We start from the raw sequence: 20,028 nt of genomic DNA, 5'->3' as shown, positions 1-20,028 counted from the left end.
CATGCCCGGCGAATGCCTCACCGAGCCGAAATTGGCTCCCCGACCTGGGCTCGAACCAGGGACACACGGATTAACAGTCCGTTGCTCTACCGACTGAGCTATCGGGGAATTGAGCCGCGCAGTATAGGCACCGCGCGGTTGTTCGTCAATATTTGCTTAAGGTAATTCTCAGCCTTTCACGACCGATGCGATCGCTTTCGCGACATAGCCGATATTGCGCGAGTTCAGCGCTGCGAGGCAGATGCGGCCGGTCGAAACGGCATAGATGCCGAATTCGCTGCGCAGTTGCTCGACCTGCGCGGCAGACAGGCCGGTGTACGAGAACATCCCGCGCTGCTGGATGACGAACGAGAAGTCCTGGGCGACGCCCGCAGCCTTCAGGCTGTCGACGAGCCCGACGCGCATCGCGCGGATGCGGTCGCGCATGCCCGCGAGTTCGTCTTCCCACATCTGACGCAATTCCGGCGAATTCAACGCGGCAGCGACGACTGCGCCGCCGTGCGTCGGCGGGTTCGAGTAGTTGGTCCGGATCACGCGCTTGACCTGCGACAGCACGCGGACGCTTTCATCCTTGCCTGCGGTCACGATCGACAGCGCGCCGACGCGCTCGCCGTAGAGCGAGAACGACTTCGAGAACGAGCTCGAGACGAAGAACTGGAGACCGCTGGCGCTGAAGCGGCGCACCGCAATCGCGTCCGGCTCGATGCCTTCGGCAAAGCCCTGATAGGCCATGTCGAGGAAGGGCACGAGGTTGCGTGCACGGCAGGCTTCGACGACCTCTCCCCACTGCGCTTCGGTCAGGTCCGCACCGGTCGGGTTGTGGCAGCAGGCGTGGAGCAGGACGATCGAGCCGGCGGCGAGGCTTTCGAGCTTTGCCTTCATTCCGGCAAAGTTCACGCCGCGGGTGGCGGGCTCGTAATACGGGTAGACGTCGACCGGGAAGCCAGCCGATTCGAAGATCGCGCGGTGATTTTCCCAACTCGGGTCGGAGATATAGACGGTCGCGCCCGGGTTCAGGCGCTTCAGGTAGTCGCCGCCGACTTTGAGCGCGCCGGTCCCGCCGAGAGCCTGCACGGTGACGACCTGGCCGTTCGCGATCAGCGCCGAATCCTTGCCGAACAGCAGGTTCTGCACTGCGTTGTTGTAGGCGGGCGCTCCTTCGATCGGCTGATAGCCGCGCGGCGGCATCGCTTCGAGCCGGGCCTTTTCGGCGGCGCGGACAGCGGCGAGCAGCGGGATCTTGCCGTTGTCGTCGTAGTAGACGCCGACGCCGAGGTTGACCTTTTCGGTTCGCGCGTCGGCGTTAAAGGCCTCGTTCAGGCCGAGAATCGGGTCACGGGGCGCCATATCGACGGCGGCGAAGATCGAAGCGGGCATGGACAACTCCAGTTTGGGCGGGGTGCGCGGCCCGGTCCGGAACATCGCTTCGAGGTTCGGGTGCCAGCTGCCGTGCCTTGAGCCGCGTTTTGCGAAATAATGAGCGTCCTGCCGCATTCGCCCGTTGTCTGTGCGATTGTCCGGCAGGCGCCTGAAACAGCCGGAAAGTTTAGCATGACGAGTTCAACCGACAGTGTTCCGGTGATCACTTTCGAAGGCAGTCCATTCCGCCTTCATCAGCCGTTCGCGCCCGCGGGCGACCAGCCCGGTGCGATCGCGCAACTCACCGAAGGGATCGCCGACGGGCTGATGTATCAGACGCTGCTCGGCGTCACGGGGTCGGGCAAGACCTACACGATGGCGAACGTCATCGCCCGCTGCGGAAGACCGGCGCTCGTGCTCGCTCCGAACAAGACGCTGGCCGCGCAGCTTTATGCCGAGTTTCGCGAGTTCTTTCCGCAGAACGCCGTCGAGTATTTCGTCTCGTACTACGACTACTACCAGCCGGAAGCCTATGTGCCGTCGCGCGATCTCTTCATCGAGAAGGATTCGAGCATCAACGAGCACATCGAGCAGATGCGGCTGTCGGCGACGAAGAGCCTGATGGAGCGCCGCGACGTCGTCATCGTTGCGACCGTCTCCTGCATCTACGGCATCGGCGACCCGGTCGATTACCACGCGATGATCCTGCATCTGCGCGAAGGCGAGCGCATCGGTCATCGCGACCTCGTGCAGCGGCTCGTCGCGATGCAATACACGCGCTCCGATATTGATTTCCGCCGCGGCACGTTCAGGGTACGGGGCGACGTCATCGACGTGTTCCCGGCGGAGAACGCGGAACTTGCGGTTCGCATCGAGCTGTTCGACGACGAAGTCGAGCACCTGACGCTGTTCGATCCGCTGACGGGTCATCTGAAGCAGAAACTCGTCCGCTTCACCGTCTATCCCTCGAGCCACTACGTGACGCCGCGCGCAACGGTGTTGAAGGCGATCGAGGCGATCAAGGACGAACTGCGTGACCGCGCCTCCTTTTTTCAGACGTCGGGAAAGCTCGTCGAGGCACAGCGGATCGAGCAGCGGACGCGCTTCGACCTCGAAATGCTCAACGAGATGGGGTTTTGCAAGGGCATCGAAAACTACTCGCGCCACCTCTCGGGCCGCGGCCCCGGCGAGCCGCCGCCGACGCTGATCGACTACCTGCCGCGCGACGCGCTGATGTTCGTCGACGAGTCGCACGTATCGATTCCGCAGGTCGGCGGCATGTTCAAGGGCGACCGGTCGCGCAAGGAGAACCTCGTCGGCTACGGCTTTCGCCTGCCGTCCGCGCTCGATAATCGCCCGTTGAAGTTCGAGGAATTCGAGCGCCTGATGCCGCAGACGGTGTTCGTTTCGGCAACGCCGGCTGCCTATGAGGCCGAGCATCAGGGGCAAGTGGTCGAACAGGTCGTTCGACCGACCGGGCTGATCGACCCCGCGGTCGAAGTCCGGCCGGCGACGACGCAGGTCGATGACCTGCTGTCGGAAGCGAAACGCCGGATCGCCGCGGGCGAGCGCGTGCTCGTGACGACGCTGACGAAGCGCATGGCCGAGGATCTGACGGACTACCTCGCGGACAACGGCATCCGCGTGCGCTACCTGCATTCGGACATCGACACCGTCGAGCGCGTCGAGATCATTCGCGACCTGCGTCTCGGCGAGTTCGACGTCCTTGTCGGCATCAACCTGTTGCGCGAGGGTCTCGATATTCCCGAGGTCTCGCTCGTTGCAATCCTCGACGCCGACAAGGAGGGTTTCCTGCGTTCGGAGCGTTCGCTGATCCAGACGATCGGACGTGCCGCGCGTCACGTTCACGGCCGAGCGATCCTGTACGGCGACCTGATCACGCGTTCGATGCGTACGGCGATCGACGAGACCGAACGGCGCCGGGAAAAGCAGATTGCGTTCAATGAAGCGAACGGGATCGTGCCGAGAACGGTGTCGAAGCGGATCAAGGACATCATCGACGGCGTGTACGGCGGCGGGGGTGACGAGCGCCGCGTCGCCGCCGTCGCGGAGCGGTCGGCCGAGTATTTCTCGATGGACGAGAAGGCGCTGGCGAAGTCGATCAAGAAGCTCGAAAAGGAAATGCAGGAGCATGCGCGCAACCTGGAGTTCGAGAAGGCCGCGGCGGCGCGGGACGAACTCTTCAGGCTGCGGCAGCGGGCTTTCGGCGCCGACCAGCATGGCTCGACTTAGGGAGGGGAGATTGACGAAGATCCTGTTCGTCTGCACGGGAAACATCTGCCGTTCGCCGACCGCGGAGGCGGTCGCGCGACACGCGATCGACAAGGCGGGGCTCGGAGCGGTGTTGACCGTCGATTCGGCCGGCACGCACGGAGGCCACGTGGGAGAGCCGCCCGACCCGCGGGCGCAGAAGGCCGCCTTGAAAAGGGGTTACGTCCTATCGACGCTGCGCGCGCGGAAACTCGAGGCGATTGACTTCCAGGAGTTCGACCTGCTGCTTGCGATGGATTCCGAGCACCTCGAAATCATGCGCCGCGCGTGTCCGGAGGTGTATCGGCCGAAGCTGCAGATGTTCATGCACTACGCGCGGAAACATCGCCGCGAAGATGTGCCCGACCCGTATTTCGGCGGCGACAAGGGATTCGAAGCCGTGCTGGATTACTGCGAAGACGGCGTGCAGGGATTGCTCGAGGAGTTGATCGGACGCTGACTTCGCGCCTCGCGCCGTTCGATATGCGGCGCGGGACAGTCGTGGCCATACGGCGGCGCGACGAACAAAAAAAGGGGCGGTCCGGAAGGACGCCCCTTTTTGCCGTTGGCGGTACGTTGTTACTTGTGCGTCTCTACCTGCTGCAGCGGTTCATCGACGATGACCGGGGCGGGCCGCCGACGTCGCCCGAGCGGTTGCACCGGCGCGTCCGCGGCGAGCGGAAACGCTTGCACCTTCTCGCGGCTCGTTTCGATCATCACGAGCCCGCTTTCGGCGAGCGTCTCGCCCAACTCGATCGGCGCGGAAGGCAACAATGCTGCCGGCTCGACCGTGCTCGCACCCACGGTCACCGCGGCCGGTTCCGTTTGCTCAGCGACGACGGCGTCTGCGGTGGGCAGGGCGGTTTCGTTCTCGACCACCGTGACCGCTGCGGCCGATCGCACTTCCGGCTCCGCAACCGCCGCGGTTACCGCGGTGGAAGCTTCGGCTTCCGCTTCGGCGGCCTCCGATGCAACCGGCCCCGCTTCGTCCGCTGCCATGGATTCAGGCGATTGCGCCGCCACGTTGTCCGCAGACACGATCGGCTCGCCGTTTTCGCTCACCGCGAGTTCCGGCTGACCAACTGAAGAAGATGCCGGCGCAAGGATCGGCGCCGGGGACTCCTCGTGCTGCGCGATCACGGGCAACGGCGCTTCTTCGGCCTCGACCACGGCCGCTTCGGCGGCTCCGGCAACGACCGGAAGCGGCGCCGCTTCGGTTGTCGCAACGGCTTCGAGCGGGGCTGCGGGGGGCACGATTTCGGCGGCGACGGCTTCGCGCGGCGCTTCGATGGCCTCGGCTGCCGCCGTCTCTGCGAGCGGCGTCTCGTCGCCCGACAGGGTCGCGGCTTGGACCTGCTCCTCACCGCCACGACGGTCGCGACGGCCGCGGCTGCGACGACGGCGCTTCTCGGGAGCGCCTTCCTCGCCCCCGGTGACTACCGGAGTCTCGACGGCACCGGCCGGGACTGCGACGACCGCCTCGATCGGCTGCGCCTCCGCCACGTTCTCGATTGCTTCTGCAGGCTTCGGCTGATTGCGCGGGGCGCGTGCCTGTCGAGTACGACCGCCGTTGTCGGCCCGTTCCTGCCGGGGCTGCTTCTCGCGTTCGGCCGCTTCGGGGCGCTCAAGGCGTTCCGCGCGCTCGGGGCGTTCCGGGCGCTCAGCGCGCTCCGGACGAGCCGCGGAGCGCAGCGGCTGGAGGGTCGGTGCACCTTCGTCCCGTTCAGCGCGCTGACCGTCGCGCCGGTTGCGATTGGTGTTCCGGCGATTGTCGCCGCGCTCGGTGCGCGGACGGCTTTCGCGTTTCGGTGCGGCTTCCGGAGCAGGTTGCGGCGCGGGTGCCGGTTTGCTGCTACGCAGCCAGCCGAAGAGGCGCTCGAACAGACCGGGCTGGGCCGCCGGCGCGACGACTGTCGCTTCGGGCTCGTGGACCGGCGCGGGCTGCGCGGGTGCGATGCCCTTGACGACGGCTTCGGCGCGGGCCGGGCGGCTTTCGCCATCCTTCGACGGCAGGCGGAGGTCAACCTCGGCGGGCTTCCCGACCATCTGATAGCTCGCGAGCGTCGTCTCTTCCTGATTCAACTGGTCGTGACGCAGCCGGATGATTTCGTGATGCGGAGTCTCGAGGTGGCGATTCGGGATGATGATCAGCTGGATCTTGTGGCGAACCTCGATGTGCGCGATGTCGACCCGCTTCTCGTTGAGCAGGAAGGTCGCGACATCCACCGGCACCTGCAGATGCACGGCGCCGGTGTTCTCCTTCATCGCTTCCTCTTCGAGGATGCGCAGGATGTGCAGCGCGGACGACTCCGTGCTGCGGATATGACCGGTGCCGTTGCAGCGCGGGCAGGGGATGTAGCTCGTCTCGGCGAGCGCCGGGCGCAGACGCTGGCGCGACAGCTCGAGCAGGCCGAAGCGGCTGATCTTGCCGGTCTGCACGCGCGCGCGGTCGTGACGCAGGGCATCCCGCAGCACGCTTTCGACTTCGCGCTGGTTCTTCTGCGACTCCATGTCGATGAAGTCGATGACGATCAGGCCGCCGAGGTCGCGCAGGCGCAACTGGCGCGCAATTTCCTCGGCTGCTTCGAGGTTCGTGCGGAACGCGGTTTCCTCGATATCGGCGCCGCGCGTCGAGCGGCCCGAGTTCACGTCGATCGACACCAGCGCTTCGGTATGGTCGATGACGACCGCGCCGCCGCTCGGCAGGCCGACCTGCCGCGAGTACGCGGACTCGATCTGGTGCTCGATCTGGAAGCGCGAGAACAGCGGCACGTCGTCGCTGTAGCGCTTGACCCGGTTGACGTTGGACGGCATCACGTGGGCCATGAACTGCCGCGCCTGTTCAAACACGTCGTCCGTGTCGATCAGGATCTCGCCGATGTCGGGCTGGAAATAGTCCCGGATCGCGCGGATCACGAGGCTGCCTTCCTGGTAGATCAGGAACGCGCCGGACTGCGACTGCGCCGCGCCGTCGATCGCGCCCCACAGCTGCAGCAGGTAGTTCAGGTCCCACTGGAGTTCTTCGGCGCTGCGGCCGATGGCGGCAGTGCGCGCGATCAGACTCATGCCGGACGGCACGTCGAGCTGATCCATGACTTCACGCAGCTCGCTGCGCTCGTCACCTTCGACACGCCGCGACACGCCGCCACCGCGCGGGTTGTTCGGCATCAGCACGAGGTAGCGGCCGGCGAGCGAGACGTAGGTCGTCAGCGCCGCGCCCTTGTTGCCGCGTTCGTCCTTTTCGACCTGGACGATGAGTTCCTGGCCTTCCTTCAGGACGTCCTGAATACGGGCCTTGCCGCCTTCCGAAGGGCTGGAGAAGTACGAGCGGGAGATTTCCTTGAAAGGAAGAAATCCGTGCCGCTCGGCGCCGTAGTCGACGAACGCCGCTTCCAGACTCGGCTCGATGCGGGTGATGACCGCCTTGTAGATGTTGCTCTTGCGTTGTTCCTTGGCGGCCGACTCGATGTCGAGGTCGATCAGTTTCTGACCGTCCACGATCGCGACGCGCAATTCCTCGGCCTGCGTCGCGTTGAAAAGCATGCGCTTCATATGTTTCGTTCTCCCGTGCGAAACCCACGGGCAGGACGAACGGCGCGCACCATCGCGCTTGCTACGTGATCAGGAGCGGGTAGTTAGGGCTACTTTTTTCCGGTCGGTAATCGGCGTTGATGGGACGGCTGGTCGAATTTCATGTATTCCCGCGAACGGCCGGAACACTTGATCCTGCGGGTGAGCTACGCATCCACATTCAATCAATTGGATCGAAGTTTGTCGATTGCGTTACCATCAGTGCCTTTTTCGGCAACGACGATACGTTTTTGGTCTTCCGGGAGCTCGCTTTTGGGCTCGTTGTCGTCCGCTCGTCTCCGCTTCTGTGCGCGAGGGGCGCCGACCGCAACCGGGACCGGGCGCAAGTATATTTCAGGATGATGGCGCAAGGCAAAGCGATTGCGGTAAGGCGCGAACGGATCGACGATTCCGTTGCGGGGCAGCGCATCGACAACTACCTGTTGAGAATCTGCAAGGGCGTGCCGAAGAGCCACGTTTATCGCATCCTCCGCAGCGGCGAAGTGCGTGTGAACGGAGGGCGGGTCGGGCCCACTTATCGCCTTGCGGAGGGTGATGAGGTCCGTATTCCTCCGGTCCGGGTCGCCGAGCCGGTTGCGGGCGGGCCGGCCCCGGCGGGCAAGCCGCTTCCGGTGGTCTACGAGGATGAGGCGCTGATCGTCGTCGACAAGCCTTCGGGCAAGGCGGTGCATGGGGGGAGCGGCGTCAGCTACGGGGTGATCGAGCAGTTGCGCAGCCAGCGCCCGGAAGCCCGGATGCTCGAACTCGCTCACCGGATCGACCGCGAGACCTCGGGCCTGCTCATTATCGCGAAGCGACGCTCGGCGCTCACCGCGCTTCACGACATGATGCGCGAAGGGCGAGTGCAAAAACGCTATCTGACGCTCGTCGCGGGCCGCTGGCCGAACCCGCTGCAGCACATCAAGGAGCCGCTATTCAAGTATCTGACACCGGACGGCGAGCGGCGGGTGCGGGTCAGCAGCGAGGGGAAGGCGTCTCACAGCATCGTGCACCTCGTGCGCCGCTGGTCGCGATTCAGTCTGCTCGAGGTCGAACTGATGACCGGGCGCACCCATCAGATCCGCGTGCATCTCGCACATGTCGGGTTTCCCTTGTGCGGGGATGACAAGTATGGGGATTTCGCGCTGAACAAGGCGCTCGAAGCCGAAGGGCTGAAGCGGATGTTCCTGCACGCGGCGCAACTCGGCTTCGTCCATCCATTGACCGGCGACCCGATCGCGTTGCAGTCCGAACTCCCCGACGAACTCCGTGCGTTTCTCGATCATCTCGACCGGACCGAACCGCAGAAAAATGGCTGACCGATACGAACTCATCGTCTTCGATTGGGACGGCACGCTCATGGATTCCGCGGCGGCGATCGTCGCCGCGATTCTCGGCGCTTGCCGTGACCTGAACCTGCCGGAGCCGTCGGAGGAAAGGGCGCGGCACGTCATCGGCCTCGGCCTGTCGGACGCGCTCCATTACGCGGTTCCGGAACTGGCGGTCGCCGATTACCCGCGGATGGCCGAGCGCTATCGGCATCATTACCTCGCGAAAGACCGCGAGCTGACGTTGTTTCCCGGGGCGTTCGAGATGGTTGCCGAGCTGTCGGGCGCGGGACGCCTGCTCGCGGTGGCGACTGGAAAAAGCAGCCCCGGACTCAAGCGCGCCCTCGAGCACAGCAAGCTAGGGGATTTCTTTCATGCGACGCGCTGTGCGGATCAATGCTTTTCCAAGCCGCATCCGGCGATGCTCGAGGAAATCATGGATGAGCTCGGCGTCCATCGTGAGCGCACGCTGATGGTCGGCGATACCACGCACGACCTGCAGATGGCCCGCAACGCCGGCGTGCGCGGGCTCGGGGTCGCGTTCGGGGCGCACCGGCGATCGAACCTCGAGCAGGAGTCGCCGCTGGCGGTGATGGAGACGCCCGGAGAATTGGCAGCGTGGTTGCGCGCGAACGCTTGATCTGTGCGTCGTCGCAGCTCGCGGACGGCGGCGACGGCGTGCGCTTCGACCTCGATTTGCCAGGCGGCCCGATGCCGGCCTTCGCCGTGCGCTACGCCGGTACGGTGAGGGCGTTCTTCAACCGATGCGCGCACGTTCCGATCGAGCTCGATTGGCAGGACGGCCGCTTTTTCGATGCCCGCGGACTTTATCTCGTCTGCTCGATGCACGGGGCGCACTACGAGCCGGATACCGGGCGGTGCGTCATGGGTCCGTGCAAGGGACGGAGCCTGACTCCCGTCGGCGTGATCGAACGCGACGGCAATATTTACGTTTCGGAACAGGAAAATGGATAGCGAGAAGCGCGAAGGCGACTGGGAGCGGAAGGTGCTGGAACGGCTGGCATCCGAAGGGCTCGCCGAGCAGAGGCGCCGCCGGCGTTGGGGAATCTTCTTCAAGCTGCTCGGATTTGCCTACCTCACCGGGATCATCTATCTGCTCGGGGGCTGGGGCGAGAGCGCAGACCCGCTGGCCGACGGCAAGGGATACACGGCGCTGGTGTCGATCCAGGGCGTGATCGATTCGGGCGGCGAGTCGAGCGCGGAACAGGTGATCGCGTCGCTGCAGGACGCGTTTGCCGACGCGGCGGTGCGCGGGGTCGTGCTGCGGGTCAACAGTCCGGGCGGCAGTCCGGTGCAGGCGGGAATGATCAACGATGAGGTCGCACGGCTGCGAAGCACGCGGCCCGACCTGAAGGTCGTTGCCGTCGTCGAGGACGTCTGTGCGTCGGGCGGCTACTACGTCGCGGTGGCGGCCGACAGCATCTATGTCGACAAGGCGAGCCTGGTCGGGTCGATCGGGGTGCTGATGGACAGTTTCGGGTTTGTCGGGACGATGGACAAGCTCGGGGTCGAGCGGCGCCTGTTGTCGGCGGGCGAGAGCAAAGGCTTCCTCGATCCGTTCTCGCCGCAACGCCCGGATCACCTCTCCCACGCGCGCGGCCTGCTCGACGACATCCACAAGCAGTTCATCGAGGTCGTGCGAAAGGGCCGCGGCGACCGGCTGAAGGAAGTGCCGGAGATGTTCTCGGGGCTGGTATGGACCGGCGCGCGCAGCGTCGAGTTGGGTCTCGCGGACGGCTTCGGCACCGTGGACTCGGTCGCGCGAACCGTGTTCCAGGCGGAGGAGGTGCGGGACTTCACGCACAAGCGGAATTTCGCCGAGCGCTTCGCTCAGCGCTTTGGCGCCGACGTCGCAGAGAACATGATGGGAGCGCTCGGCCGGTTCAATCTGCGCTGAGCGGTGTCGGCTGGGGGCGCGCGGGAGTCAGCGCGCGAGAATCAGGAATAGCGCGGGGCGCCGCGCGAGCTCCGGTCGAGCCGATCGGCGCCACTCGGCCACCGTGCGGGACTGGATCCATTCCTCGTCGGTCGTCAGGTCCCGCGCCACGCACAGCCGCGTCGCGGGCTGGCAGGTGGCGAGCAACGCGTCGTAAAGGCGCTCGTTCCGGTATGGCGTTTCGATGAAAATCTGCGTTCGCCGCTGCCTGCGCGACTCGTCCTCGAGTTGGCGGACGCGCGAATCGCGCTCGGCGTCTGCGACCGGCAGATAGCCGTTGAACGCGAAGCTCTGCCCATTCAGGCCGGAGGCCATCAGCGCGAGGAGAATCGACGACGGCCCGACGAGCGGACGAACCGGGATATCCAGTGCATGTGCGCGTGCGACGAGCGCTGCCCCCGGGTCCGCGACCGCGGGGCAGCCTGCCTCCGACATGAGGCCCAAGTCGTGACCCGCGAGAGCAGGTTCGAGCAGTGCGGTAAGTTCGGCGTCGGTAGCGCGTTCGGGCAGGACGCGAATGTCGAGCTCGCGCAACCGGCACGGATGCTCGATGCGTTTGAGCTCGGCGCGCGCCGTTTTGGCGTTTTCGACGATGAAATGGCGGATGTCGGCCGAGAGGCTTCTGGCCTCGGTCGGGAGAAATCGCGTCCACGGCGTATCGCCAAGGCTGACCGGGACGAGAAACAGGGTTCCGTGGGCGGCTCTCACGGAAGAACGACGCCTTCGGCGCGAAGCATCCGCGACAGCGCAATCAACGGCAAGCCGACGAGGGCGGTCGGATCGTCCCCGGATAGCGAATCGAGCAGCGTTATCCCGAGTGCCTCGGACTTCGCGCTGCCGGCGCAGTCGAGCGGACGCTCCTTTTCGACGTAACGCACGATCTCGTCGTCCGAAAGGACGCGGAACTGCACGCGGGTCGGCGCGGCTTCGGTTCGAATCTCCCCGCTTCGGGTATTCAGTACCGCCAGCGCGGTGTGAAACATCACCGTCTTCCCGCTCATTCGTCGCAACTGGTCGATCGCGCGTTCCACCGTGCCGGGCTTGCCGAAGGTTTCGCTGCCGATGTGCGCGACCTGATCGCTCCCGATTACGAGCGCGTCGCGCAAGCCCGCTCCCACTGCACGCGCTTTCTCCACCGCGAGCCGCTCCGCAGTGGTCGGCGGCAGCTCATCGGGCAGCGGGGTCTCATCGACCTCGGGACGGGCGACCTCGAACGGGAGTTGCAGGCGTTCGAGCAGCATGCGGCGATAGGCGGAGGTTGAAGCAAGGATGATTTTCATCGGCGTCGGTCCGGGAGGGTCGAAGATGTGCGTGTCGGCGCAAGGAACCCGGAGTGGGAATGGGTTTTGACAGGGTAAGCCGAAAATAATATCATGCGCCCCTTATGCCACGACGAAGCGTCATTCCGGATCCCTTCAGGTTCGCTGCCGAAGGCGGCAGCGTTTCGGGGGCGATCGCTCTGGCCGATTTGGGTCGGCTTTCCGATGTGCTTGTCGATACATCGGGCGAAGTCACCTATAGCCTGGTCGGCGAGTTCGGTCTGGATCGGAAGGCGCTGCTGCGTTTGACGGCAGCGGGGATGCTCCCGATGCACTGTCAACGCTGTCTTGGGCGCTTGGAATGGCCGCTGGATGTCGAAGTGGTGCTCGAACTGGTCAGGCCGGGACAGCCGATTCCGGAGGACGAACTCGAGAACGACGAATTCGACGCGATCGAGGCCGTGCCCGATTTGGATGTGCTGGCTTTGGTCGAGGATGAGATCGTGCTTGCGGTGCCGATTGCTCCGAGGCATGAAAGTTGTGATGCGCCGCGCCCCGTGAAGGGGAGTGAAAAGGAATCGCCTTTTGCTTCGCTCGTCAAGCTTCGCAAGAACGACGGCGCGGAATAGGCGCGATATTTGTATTAGGAGTGTTTCATGGCCGTTCAGCAGAACAAAAAATCCCCCTCGAAGCGCGGCATGCATCGCGCGCACGATTTTCTGACCGATCCTTCGCTGGCGGTCGAGCCGACTACCGGCGAAGTGCATCTTCGTCACCACATCAGCCCGAGCGGCGTGTACCGCGGCAAGAAGGTCGTCAAGACCAAGGGCGAGTAACTCCGGTTACGGTAACGGCGCAGCGCTTCGTGCGCCTGCGCCGTTTTTTCATCTCGAATTCTTCTCCGAGCCACGCGGAAAACCGATGGGTGTCTCCATTGCCATCGACTGTATGGGTGGCGATCACGGGCCGTCAGTGACGGTGCCTGCTGCACACGCCTTCCTTCGTAGTCACCCCGAAGCCCAAGTCATCCTGGTTGGACGACCGGAGGCGCTCGACCAGGCCTCGAAGGCCATCGGAGCTGCCTTCGGCGAGCGCGTGTCGCTCCAGGCCGCGTCCGAAGTCGTGATGATGGATGATCCCCCTGCAATCGCGATGCGTACGAAGAAGGATTCGTCGATGCGCGTTGCCGTCGATCTCGTGAAGTCCGGGCGGGCGCAGGCGGCCGTGTCGGCCGGCAATACCGGTGCGCTGATGGCGATCTCGCGTTTCGTCCTGAAAACCCTGCCGGGCATCGACCGTCCGGCGATCGCCTCGGTCCTGCCGACGCGCAATGGGCAGACTTACGTGCTGGACCTCGGTGCGAACGTCGACTGCCTGCCTGAGCATCTGCTGCAGTTCGGGGTCATGGGGGCGATGCTGGTTTCCGCCGTCGAGCACGTGGATCGGCCGACCGTCGGTCTCCTCAACATCGGCGAAGAAGCCATCAAGGGGAACGACGTCGTCAAGCGCGCCGCCGAGCTGCTGAAAGCGAGCGGGCTCAATTTCTACGGCAACGTCGAAGGTGACGACATCTATAAGGGCACGACGGACGTCGTCGTTTGTGACGGCTTCGTCGGCAATGTCGCGCTGAAGACATCCGAAGGGCTCGCGCAGATGCTGGCGACCTTCCTGCGAGAAGAGTTCAGTCGCGGCATCTTGAGCAAGGCGATGGCGCTCGTCGCGATGCCGGCGCTCAAACGGTTCAAGCGTCGCGTCGATCACCGCAGGTACAACGGCGCAGCATTGCTCGGATTGCGAGGGGTCGTCGTGAAGAGCCACGGTTCGGCCGACGTATTCGCATTCGAGCAGGCGATTCACCGTGCCGCCGAAGCAGCGTCGAACCGCCTGATCGAACGTATTTCCGAACGGATGACGGCTATGGGGGTGGCAGCATGATTTATGCGCGGATCGCGGGCACGGGCAGCTTCCTGCCGGGCGACCCTGTTACGAACGACGACCTTGTCGCGCGAGGCATCGACACCTCCGATCAGTGGATCGTCGAACGTACCGGGATTCGCAGCCGTCATCTTGCGCCGCCCGAGCTCGTGACCAGCGACCTCGCGAGAATCGCCAGCGAGCGCGCGTTGGAGGCCGCCGGGATCGGCGCGAACGATATCGACTTGATCATCGTCGCGACTTCGACGCCCGATTGCATTTTTCCGAGCACGGCCGCGCTTCTCCAGTCCAAGCTCGGGATCCGCAACGGTTCGGCCGCATTCGACATCCAGGCGGTGTGCAGCGGTTTCGTCTATGGACTGAGCGTCGCCGAGAAGTTCATCCGTTCGGGTAGTCACAAGCGTGCGCTCGTGGTCGGTGCTGAAGTGTTTTCGCGCATCCTCGACTGGTCGGACCGCGGCACCTGCGTGTTGTTCGGCGACGGTGCTGGAGCCGTGATTCTGGAAGCGTCGGAGACGCCGGGAATGATCTCGAGCGCGCTGCATGCCGACGGAAGCCATCACCCGATCCTGTGCGTCCCCGGCAGCGTCGCGTCGGGCCAGATCATCGGCGACCCGTTTCTCCGCATGGATGGACAGGCGGTATTCAAATTCGCCGTCCGTGTGCTCGGCGACGTTGCGCTCGAAGTTCTCGAGCAGGGCGGCGTCGAAGTGGGCGCCGTGGATTGGATGATCCCGCATCAGGCCAACGTGCGGATCATCCAGGCGACCGCGAAGCGCCTTGGGGTGTCGATGGACAAGGTGATCACCACTGTCGACCGTCACGGGAACACCTCTGCCGCCTCGATTCCGCTAGCGCTCGACGTCGCGATACGGGACGGACGCATCCGCCCGGGTCATCGCTTTCTCGTCGAGGGCGTCGGTGGCGGCTTCACGTGGGGCGCGGCGCTGCTCCAACTCTGATTACAGGATCAAGAAACGATGGCTTTTGCACTGGTTTTTCCAGGACAGGGCTCGCAGTCCGTCGCCATGATGACGGGCTACGGAGAGCGTCCGGAGATCCGCGATACCTTTGCCGAGGCGTCCGACGCGCTCGGTGAGGATTTGTGGCAAATGGTGAACGAAGGGCCGGCTGAGCGCCTCGCGTTGACTGTCAACACGCAGCCGCTGATGCTCACCGCGGGCATCGCCGCGTACCGTGCGTGGAACGCTGCCGGCGGCCCGAAGCCGTCGTTCGTTGCCGGGCATAGTCTCGGCGAATATTCCGCACTGGTCGCGGCGGGAGCGCTCGAATTCCGCGATGCGGTGCCGCTGGTGCGCTTTCGCGCGCAGGCGATGCAGGAAGCAGTGCCGGCTGGCGAAGGCGCGATGGCCGCTCTCCTCGGTCTCGAGGTCGACGCGGTGCGCGAAGCCTGCGCGGAAGCCGCTCACGGCGAGGTCGTCGAGGCGGCCAACCTGAACGCGCCCGGCCAGATCGTGATTGCCGGTGCGAAGGCGGCGGTCGAGCGCGCGATCGAGGCTGCGAAGGCCCGCGGCGCGAAGCGCGCGATGCTGCTCCCGGTCAGTGCCCCGTTCCATTGCGCGCTGATGAAACCGGCGGCAGAGCGGCTCGCGGCACGGCTGGCCGCGATCACGATCAGCACGCCCGACATTCCGGTGTTGAACAACGTCGATGTGGCGGTCTGCAACGATCCCGCAGGGATTCGCGATGCGCTCGTGCGCCAGGCGTTCTCGCCGGTGCGCTGGATCGAAGTGGTGCAGGAATTCGCGCGGCAAGGCATGAGTCATGTTCTCGAGTGCGGTCCCGGCAAGATTCTGGCCGGAATGACGAAGCGCATTGCAGGGGAGGTGCAGGGCGGGTCGATTCATGACGCCGCGAGTCTCGAACAATCGATTGCGGCGGTGAGATGAGCACAACGAGTTTTTCCCTGGAAGGGCAGGTTGCGCTGGTGACCGGCGCGTCGCGCGGCATCGGTCGTGCAGTCGCTCTCGAGCTCGGGCGCCTCGGCGCTACGGTCGTCGGAAGCGCAACGTCCGAGTCGGGCGCAGTCGAAATCGAAAAGGGACTGCAAGAGACGGGAATCAAGGGCTGCGGCATTGCGCTGAACGTGACCGACGCCGGCGCGTGCGAAGCGGCGGTGGGGGACATCGAAAAGCGGTTCGGCGCGGTCAGCATCCTTGTCAACAATGCCGGGATCACCCGCGACAACCTCGCGATGCGCATGAAGGACGACGAATGGGATTCGGTGCTCGACACCAATCTCAAGGCGGTCTTCCGGATGTCGCGTCTCGTGATGCGCGGCATGATGAAGGCGCGTGGTGGACGCATCATCAACATTACATCGGTCGTCGGCAGCGCCGGCAACCCCGGGCAGGCGAACTACGCGGCGGCGAAGGCCGGCGTCGCGGGCATGAGCCGGGCTCTGGCCCGCGAGCTCGGCAGCCGGGGCATCACGGTCAATTGCGTCGCGCCCGGTTTTATCGATACCGACATGACCCGCGCTTTGCCCGAGGCCGCGCGCGACGCGTTGCTGGGCAACATCGCGCTCGGTCGTCTCGGGCGCCCCGAAGAGATTGCCGGGGCGGTCGCGTTTCTTGCTTCACCCGCCGCTGCTTACGTCACGGGCACGACCCTGCACGTGAATGGCGGTATGTACATGTCGTGAGCGCCGGTCGCGATAGCGGTTGTCAGCCGTTTTGGTAGAATACGCCGGCTTTTTTTTCATATCTGGATCATTCAGGGAAGGAGTTAGTTCATGGAGAACATCGAACAGCGCGTCAAGAAGATTGTCGCCGAGCAGCTTGGCGTAAACGAGTCGGAGATCAAGACGGAGTCGTCTTTCGTCGACGATCTGGGCGCGGATTCGCTGGACACCGTCGAACTGGTCATGGCGCTCGAAGAAGAGTTCGAGTGCGAGATTCCGGACGAGGAGGCCGAGAAGATCACCACCGTTCAGCAGGCGATTGACTACGTCAACGCGCATCTGAAGAAGTAATCTGAGTACCGGAGCGAACATTGACCCGTCGCAGAGTCGTCATTACCGGTCTGGGTATCATCTCCCCGGTCGGGAACACCGTTCCGGAGGCTTGGGACAACATTGTCAACGGCCGCTCCGGTATCGGTGAGATCACCCGTTTCGATGCCTCGACCTTTCCGGTAAAGATTGCCGGCGAAGTGAAGGGTTTCGATATCGGCGCCTATCTTTCGCCGAAAGAGGCGCGTCGGATGGATGTCTTCATCCATTACGGCATGGCAGCCGGAATCCAGGCATTCAAGGATTCCGGGCTGGAAGTGACCGCGTCGAACGCGGAGCGCATCGGCGTAAACGTCGGCTCGGGAATCGGCGGTCTGCCGATGATCGAATCGACCCACGACGATTACCTGAAGGCGGGGCCGCGGAAGATTTCCCCGTTCTTCATCCCCGGCACCATCATCAACATGATCGCGGGCAACCTGTCGATCATGTTCGGTCTCAAGGGACCTTGCCTGGCGATGGTGACCGCATGTACCACGGCGACGCACTGCATTGGCGAGGCCGCGCGGCTGATCCAGTACGGTGACGTCGATGTGATGGTTGCAGGCGGGGCCGAATCCACTGTCACGCCGCTCGCCGTCGGCGGTTTCGCGTCGGCGAAGGCATTGTCGACGCGCAACGACGATCCTGCGACCGCGAGCCGACCGTGGGACAAGGGGCGCGACGGCTTCGTGCTCGGCGAGGGTGCGGGCGTGATGGTGCTCGAAGAGTACGAGCATGCGAAGGCCCGCGGCGCGAAGATCTATGCGGAAATCGTCGGCTACGGCATGAGCGCCGATGCTTACCACATGACGGCTCCCGCGGAAAACGGCGAAGGTGCCGCACGGTGCATGACCAACGCAATGCGCGACGCCCGCATGGACTTGGGCGAGGTCGATTACATCAATGCGCACGGCACGTCGACGCCGCTCGGGGATGTCGCCGAAACGACGGCGGTGAAGCGCTGCTTCGGTGAGCGTGCGACGTCGATCGCAGTGAACTCGACGAAGTCGATGACCGGTCACCTGTTGGGCGCTGCGGGTGGAGTCGAAGCCATTTTCACTACGCTGGCACTCCATCACCAGATCGCTCCGCCGACCATCAACATCTTCGAGCAGGACGAGCAGTGCGATCTCGACTATGTCGCGAACGAAGCACGTCCGATGGAGATTCGCGCAGCGCTGTCGAACTCGTTCGGTTTCGGCGGAACGAACGGCACCTTGGCTTTCCGTCGCGTCTAATGATGCCGTAGCGCATGCCCTGATGCGCTACCCGATAGCGCTGGAGCTTGTACCGTCCCGGCAAGCGCTGGCCCTCGTCGCCGCGATCCATGTGATCGCGGCGACTGCGTTTCTGCTCTCGTCGCTCCCGTGGACAGCCCGTCTCCTGGGTGCGATCGGGTTGGGGCTCTCTTTGCTCCTCGCGATTCGAGGCGAGCGAGCGAAAAGCGCCCTCCGCATCGTTCTCGAGGACTCCGGAAAGCTGGCGGTAGGGCGCGATGGCGAAGTCGCGCAGGCGTTCCCGGAGCGCGGCTGTACCGATTTCGGCTGGGTAATCTGGCTACAGTGGCGGGTCGACCACACTCCGGGGCAAGGCCGGAACCGGGCTGGGGCGACGATGCTGTTATCCGACAACTTGTCGCCCGCTGCCCGGCGCGCGCTGAGAATCTGGCTAAGGCACAAGGCGCTCGCATCAGGAAAACCCGATACAAGCGCGTCGGCAGACCCTGGTTAATTTCGGCGAGGGTGAAGGATCGTGTCGCGTGCTCGCGGCAGCGTTTCGGGAAAGTCCCGCGAGTAATGCAGTCCGCGGCTTTCGCGCCGTCGCAATGCGCAGCGGACGATCAGGTCGGCAGTGACAACGAGGTTGCGTAGTTCGATCAAATCGTTCGTGACGCGGAAGTTAGAGTAATACTCGTTGATTTCGCGCGTCAGCAGCCTGATCCGGTGCTGCGCGCGTTGCAACCGCTTGGTCGTCCGCACGATTCCGACGTAGTCCCACATCGCGCGGCGCAGTTCCGCCCAGTTGTGGGTGATGATGACTTCTTCATCGGCGTCCGTGACGCGGCTCTCGTCCCAGTCCGGCAGTGCCGGAAATTCTTCACGCGACGCCGCGAGAATGTCCTTTGCGGCCGCTTCGCCGAAGACCAGGCACTCGAGGAGAGAGTTGCTCGCGAGGCGGTTTGCGCCGTGAAGCCCGGTGAAAGCGGACTCGCCGACCGCGTAGAGGCGCGGTACGTCGGTTCGCGCGGACAGGTCGGTGACGATCCCGCCGCAAGTGTAATGAGCGGCCGGGACGACCGGAATCGGCTCGCGGGTGATGTCGATGCCGAGTTCGAGGCAGCGTCCGTGGATGGTCGGGAAGTGCGAGCGGAGCCACTCCGCCGGCTTGTGGCTGATGTCGAGCAGAACGCAATCGAGGCCGCGCTTCTTCATCTCGAAGTCGATCGCGCGGGCGACGACATCTCGTGGCGCGAGTTCGGCCCGCGGATCATGGTCCGGCATGAAACGCGTGCCGTCCGGCAGCCGCAGTATCCCGCCCTCGCCGCGCACGGCTTCGGAGATCAGGAACGACTTGGCATGCGGGTGATACAGGCAAGTCGGGTGAAACTGGATGAACTCCATGTTGCCGACGCGGCACCCCGCGCGCCAAGCCATCGCGATCCCGTCGCCCGTCGCGACGTCCGGATTCGTCGTATACAGATAGACCTTGCCTGCTCCGCCGGTCGCGAGCACGGTATGGCGCGCGCCAATCGTGACGACCCGGTCTTTCGCGATATCGAGCACGTAGGCACCGAAGCAACCGCCGGCGGGGCGCCCGATCTTTTCGCCGAGCACGAGATCGATCGCGATATGGTTCTCGAGGATTTCGATGTTCGGGTGCGTTTGCACCTGCTTGCTCAGCGTCGCCTGCACGGCGGCGCCGGTCGCGTCGGCCGCGTGGATGATGCGGCGATGGGAGTGTCCTCCCTCGCGCGTCAAGTGATAACCGAGTTGCGACTGGTCCTCGCGGGTGAAAGGTACACCGCGGCCGATCAGCCATTCGATCGCAGCCTTGCCGTGTTCGACGACGAAGCGCGTCGCTCTCGGATCGCACAATCCCGCGCTCGCGGTGAATGTGTCCTGAATGTGGGCCTCGATGCTGTCGGAAGTGTCGAGAACGGCGGCGATGCCGCCCTGTGCCCAGTTACTCGCACTGTCGAGCAAGGCGCGTTTCGTGACGAGTCCGACGCGAAGGTGGTCGGCGAGCCGCAGTGCCAGTGACTGGCCAGCGGTGCCGCTGCCCAGAATGAGTACGTCGTATTGTCTTAACAAGATCGTGTTAGTCCAAGGTCTG

At 64.5% G+C, this 20,028-nt stretch carries 20 protein-coding genes and 1 tRNA gene; 15 read left to right on the top strand and 6 right to left on the bottom strand.

Annotation, left to right across the window (positions count from 1 at the left end; genetic code table 11):
• Positions 1 to 32: 32 nt before the first annotated feature.
• Together ROZ37_RS01840 and ROZ37_RS01835 are read right to left on the bottom strand one after the other, a co-directional pair.
• Positions 33 to 108, bottom strand: a tRNA-Asn gene (locus ROZ37_RS01840).
• Positions 109 to 168: 60 nt separating this feature from the next.
• Positions 169 to 1,377 (bottom strand): amino acid aminotransferase, encoded by a 1,209-nt coding sequence (locus ROZ37_RS01835; protein ID WP_312657017.1) that lies wholly within the window; start codon positions 1,375 to 1,377, stop codon positions 169 to 171.
• A gap of 174 nt (positions 1,378 to 1,551) precedes the next feature.
• On the opposite strand from ROZ37_RS01835, the gene uvrB reads away from it, so the two are divergent.
• Both uvrB and ROZ37_RS01825 read left to right on the top strand, forming a co-directional pair.
• Positions 1,552 to 3,612 carry an excinuclease ABC subunit UvrB gene (gene uvrB, locus ROZ37_RS01830; RefSeq protein ID WP_312657015.1) on the top strand — a complete coding sequence of 687 codons (2,061 nt, stop codon included), beginning with the start codon at positions 1,552 to 1,554 and terminating at the stop codon, positions 3,610 to 3,612.
• A 10-nt stretch (positions 3,613 to 3,622) separates the two neighbouring features.
• A complete protein-coding gene (locus tag ROZ37_RS01825) occupies positions 3,623 to 4,090 on the top strand; it encodes a low molecular weight protein-tyrosine-phosphatase (RefSeq protein ID WP_312657013.1) in 468 nt (155 codons plus the stop codon).
• A 119-nt stretch (positions 4,091 to 4,209) separates the two neighbouring features.
• Here ROZ37_RS01825 and ROZ37_RS01820 read toward each other — a convergent pair whose 3' ends face one another.
• On the bottom strand, positions 4,210 to 7,182 hold the full coding sequence (locus ROZ37_RS01820; protein ID WP_312657011.1) for an Rne/Rng family ribonuclease: 2,973 nt from the start codon (positions 7,180 to 7,182) through the stop codon (positions 4,210 to 4,212).
• A gap of 377 nt (positions 7,183 to 7,559) precedes the next feature.
• Here ROZ37_RS01820 and ROZ37_RS01815 point away from each other — a divergent pair, with 377 nt between their 5' ends.
• The 4 genes from ROZ37_RS01815 to ROZ37_RS01800 are packed head-to-tail and all read left to right on the top strand — an operon-like array spanning position 7,560 to position 10,446.
• Positions 7,560 to 8,519, top strand: coding sequence for an RluA family pseudouridine synthase (locus ROZ37_RS01815; protein ID WP_312657486.1), 960 nt, complete (start codon positions 7,560 to 7,562; stop codon positions 8,517 to 8,519).
• Positions 8,512 to 9,168 carry an HAD-IA family hydrolase gene (locus tag ROZ37_RS01810; RefSeq protein WP_312657009.1) on the top strand — a complete coding sequence of 219 codons (657 nt, stop codon included), beginning with the start codon at positions 8,512 to 8,514 and terminating at the stop codon, positions 9,166 to 9,168. Before ROZ37_RS01815 ends, ROZ37_RS01810 begins: the two co-directional genes overlap by 8 nt.
• Before the next feature lie 38 nt (positions 9,169 to 9,206).
• On the top strand, positions 9,207 to 9,503 hold the full coding sequence (locus ROZ37_RS01805; protein WP_312657007.1) for a Rieske 2Fe-2S domain-containing protein: 297 nt from the start codon (positions 9,207 to 9,209) through the stop codon (positions 9,501 to 9,503).
• Positions 9,496 to 10,446, top strand: a complete 951-nt coding sequence (locus ROZ37_RS01800; RefSeq protein ID WP_312657005.1) for a S49 family peptidase — start codon at positions 9,496 to 9,498, stop codon at positions 10,444 to 10,446. The genes ROZ37_RS01805 and ROZ37_RS01800 overlap by 8 nt, the downstream gene beginning before the upstream one ends.
• A gap of 27 nt (positions 10,447 to 10,473) precedes the next feature.
• On the opposite strand, the gene ROZ37_RS01795 is transcribed toward ROZ37_RS01800, so the two are convergent.
• Positions 10,474 to 11,193 (bottom strand): SAM-dependent methyltransferase, encoded by a 720-nt coding sequence (locus ROZ37_RS01795; RefSeq protein ID WP_312657003.1) that lies wholly within the window; start codon positions 11,191 to 11,193, stop codon positions 10,474 to 10,476.
• Positions 11,190 to 11,765: a Maf family nucleotide pyrophosphatase gene (locus ROZ37_RS01790; RefSeq protein ID WP_312657002.1), complete on the bottom strand. Its 576-nt coding sequence runs from the start codon at positions 11,763 to 11,765 to the stop codon at positions 11,190 to 11,192. Before ROZ37_RS01790 ends, ROZ37_RS01795 begins: the two co-directional genes overlap by 4 nt.
• Before the next feature lie 104 nt (positions 11,766 to 11,869).
• Here ROZ37_RS01790 and ROZ37_RS01785 point away from each other — a divergent pair, with 104 nt between their 5' ends.
• The 9 genes from ROZ37_RS01785 (at position 11,870) to ROZ37_RS01745 (ending at position 18,426) form a co-directional block, all read left to right on the top strand.
• Entirely contained in the window at positions 11,870 to 12,373 is a 504-nt protein-coding gene (locus tag ROZ37_RS01785) for a YceD family protein (RefSeq protein ID WP_312657001.1), read from the top strand.
• A gap of 27 nt (positions 12,374 to 12,400) precedes the next feature.
• Complete coding sequence (rpmF, locus tag ROZ37_RS01780) at positions 12,401 to 12,580, top strand: 50S ribosomal protein L32 (protein WP_312657000.1); 180 nt, start codon at positions 12,401 to 12,403, stop codon at positions 12,578 to 12,580.
• Positions 12,581 to 12,665: 85 nt separating this feature from the next.
• Positions 12,666 to 13,679: a phosphate acyltransferase PlsX gene (plsX, locus tag ROZ37_RS01775; protein WP_312656999.1), complete on the top strand. Its 1,014-nt coding sequence runs from the start codon at positions 12,666 to 12,668 to the stop codon at positions 13,677 to 13,679.
• The gene (locus tag ROZ37_RS01770; RefSeq protein WP_312656997.1) at positions 13,676 to 14,641 is read left to right on the top strand and encodes a beta-ketoacyl-ACP synthase III; all 966 of its coding nucleotides are present in this window, start codon (positions 13,676 to 13,678) and stop codon (positions 14,639 to 14,641) included. Before plsX ends, ROZ37_RS01770 begins: the two co-directional genes overlap by 4 nt.
• Before the next feature lie 18 nt (positions 14,642 to 14,659).
• Positions 14,660 to 15,589: an ACP S-malonyltransferase gene (gene fabD / locus ROZ37_RS01765; RefSeq protein WP_312656995.1), complete on the top strand. Its 930-nt coding sequence runs from the start codon at positions 14,660 to 14,662 to the stop codon at positions 15,587 to 15,589.
• Positions 15,586 to 16,344 carry a 3-oxoacyl-ACP reductase FabG gene (gene fabG / locus ROZ37_RS01760; RefSeq protein ID WP_312656993.1) on the top strand — a complete coding sequence of 253 codons (759 nt, stop codon included), beginning with the start codon at positions 15,586 to 15,588 and terminating at the stop codon, positions 16,342 to 16,344. The genes fabD and fabG overlap by 4 nt, the downstream gene beginning before the upstream one ends.
• Before the next feature lie 90 nt (positions 16,345 to 16,434).
• Positions 16,435 to 16,674, top strand: coding sequence for an acyl carrier protein (gene acpP, locus ROZ37_RS01755; RefSeq protein WP_002930040.1), 240 nt, complete (start codon positions 16,435 to 16,437; stop codon positions 16,672 to 16,674).
• A 20-nt stretch (positions 16,675 to 16,694) separates the two neighbouring features.
• Positions 16,695 to 17,933, top strand: coding sequence for a beta-ketoacyl-ACP synthase II (fabF, locus tag ROZ37_RS01750; protein ID WP_312656986.1), 1,239 nt, complete (start codon positions 16,695 to 16,697; stop codon positions 17,931 to 17,933).
• A gap of 22 nt (positions 17,934 to 17,955) precedes the next feature.
• On the top strand, positions 17,956 to 18,426 hold the full coding sequence (locus tag ROZ37_RS01745) for a protein YgfX (protein WP_312656985.1): 471 nt from the start codon (positions 17,956 to 17,958) through the stop codon (positions 18,424 to 18,426).
• Here ROZ37_RS01745 and nadB read toward each other — a convergent pair.
• Positions 18,423 to 20,006 (bottom strand): L-aspartate oxidase, encoded by a 1,584-nt coding sequence (nadB, locus tag ROZ37_RS01740; protein ID WP_312656984.1) that lies wholly within the window; start codon positions 20,004 to 20,006, stop codon positions 18,423 to 18,425. The genes ROZ37_RS01745 and nadB overlap by 4 nt on opposite strands.
• Between the last annotated feature and the right edge of the window lie 22 nt (positions 20,007 to 20,028).

Source organism: Aromatoleum sp. (assembly GCF_032027225.1).
In the GTDB taxonomy this organism is placed as follows: domain Bacteria; phylum Pseudomonadota; class Gammaproteobacteria; order Burkholderiales; family Rhodocyclaceae; genus Aromatoleum.
This window is presented reverse-complemented; position numbering and strand designations above follow the sequence as displayed.

Excerpts from the sequence above, each read along its gene's own strand:
- ROZ37_RS01770 (WP_312656997.1), top strand. The coding sequence starts at position 13,676 with ATGATTTATGCGCGGATCGCGGGCACGGGCAGCTTCCTGCCGGGCGAC.
- plsX (WP_312656999.1), top strand. The coding sequence starts at position 12,666 with ATGGGTGTCTCCATTGCCATCGACTGTATGGGTGGCGATCACGGGCCG.
- ROZ37_RS01785 (WP_312657001.1), top strand. The coding sequence starts at position 11,870 with ATGCCACGACGAAGCGTCATTCCGGATCCCTTCAGGTTCGCTGCCGAA.
- uvrB (WP_312657015.1), top strand. The coding sequence starts at position 1,552 with ATGACGAGTTCAACCGACAGTGTTCCGGTGATCACTTTCGAAGGCAGT.
- rpmF (WP_312657000.1), top strand. The coding sequence starts at position 12,401 with ATGGCCGTTCAGCAGAACAAAAAATCCCCCTCGAAGCGCGGCATGCAT.
- acpP (WP_002930040.1), top strand. The coding sequence starts at position 16,435 with ATGGAGAACATCGAACAGCGCGTCAAGAAGATTGTCGCCGAGCAGCTT.
- ROZ37_RS01790 (WP_312657002.1), bottom strand. The coding sequence starts at position 11,765 with ATGAAAATCATCCTTGCTTCAACCTCCGCCTATCGCCGCATGCTGCTC.
- ROZ37_RS01820 (WP_312657011.1), bottom strand. The coding sequence starts at position 7,182 with ATGAAGCGCATGCTTTTCAACGCGACGCAGGCCGAGGAATTGCGCGTC.
- ROZ37_RS01810 (WP_312657009.1), top strand. The coding sequence starts at position 8,512 with ATGGCTGACCGATACGAACTCATCGTCTTCGATTGGGACGGCACGCTC.
- ROZ37_RS01745 (WP_312656985.1), top strand. The coding sequence starts at position 17,956 with ATGCGCTACCCGATAGCGCTGGAGCTTGTACCGTCCCGGCAAGCGCTG.
- ROZ37_RS01800 (WP_312657005.1), top strand. The coding sequence starts at position 9,496 with ATGGATAGCGAGAAGCGCGAAGGCGACTGGGAGCGGAAGGTGCTGGAA.
- fabD (WP_312656995.1), top strand. The coding sequence starts at position 14,660 with ATGGCTTTTGCACTGGTTTTTCCAGGACAGGGCTCGCAGTCCGTCGCC.
- ROZ37_RS01815 (WP_312657486.1), top strand. The coding sequence starts at position 7,560 with ATGATGGCGCAAGGCAAAGCGATTGCGGTAAGGCGCGAACGGATCGAC.
- ROZ37_RS01835 (WP_312657017.1), bottom strand. The coding sequence starts at position 1,377 with ATGCCCGCTTCGATCTTCGCCGCCGTCGATATGGCGCCCCGTGACCCG.
- fabG (WP_312656993.1), top strand. The coding sequence starts at position 15,586 with ATGAGCACAACGAGTTTTTCCCTGGAAGGGCAGGTTGCGCTGGTGACC.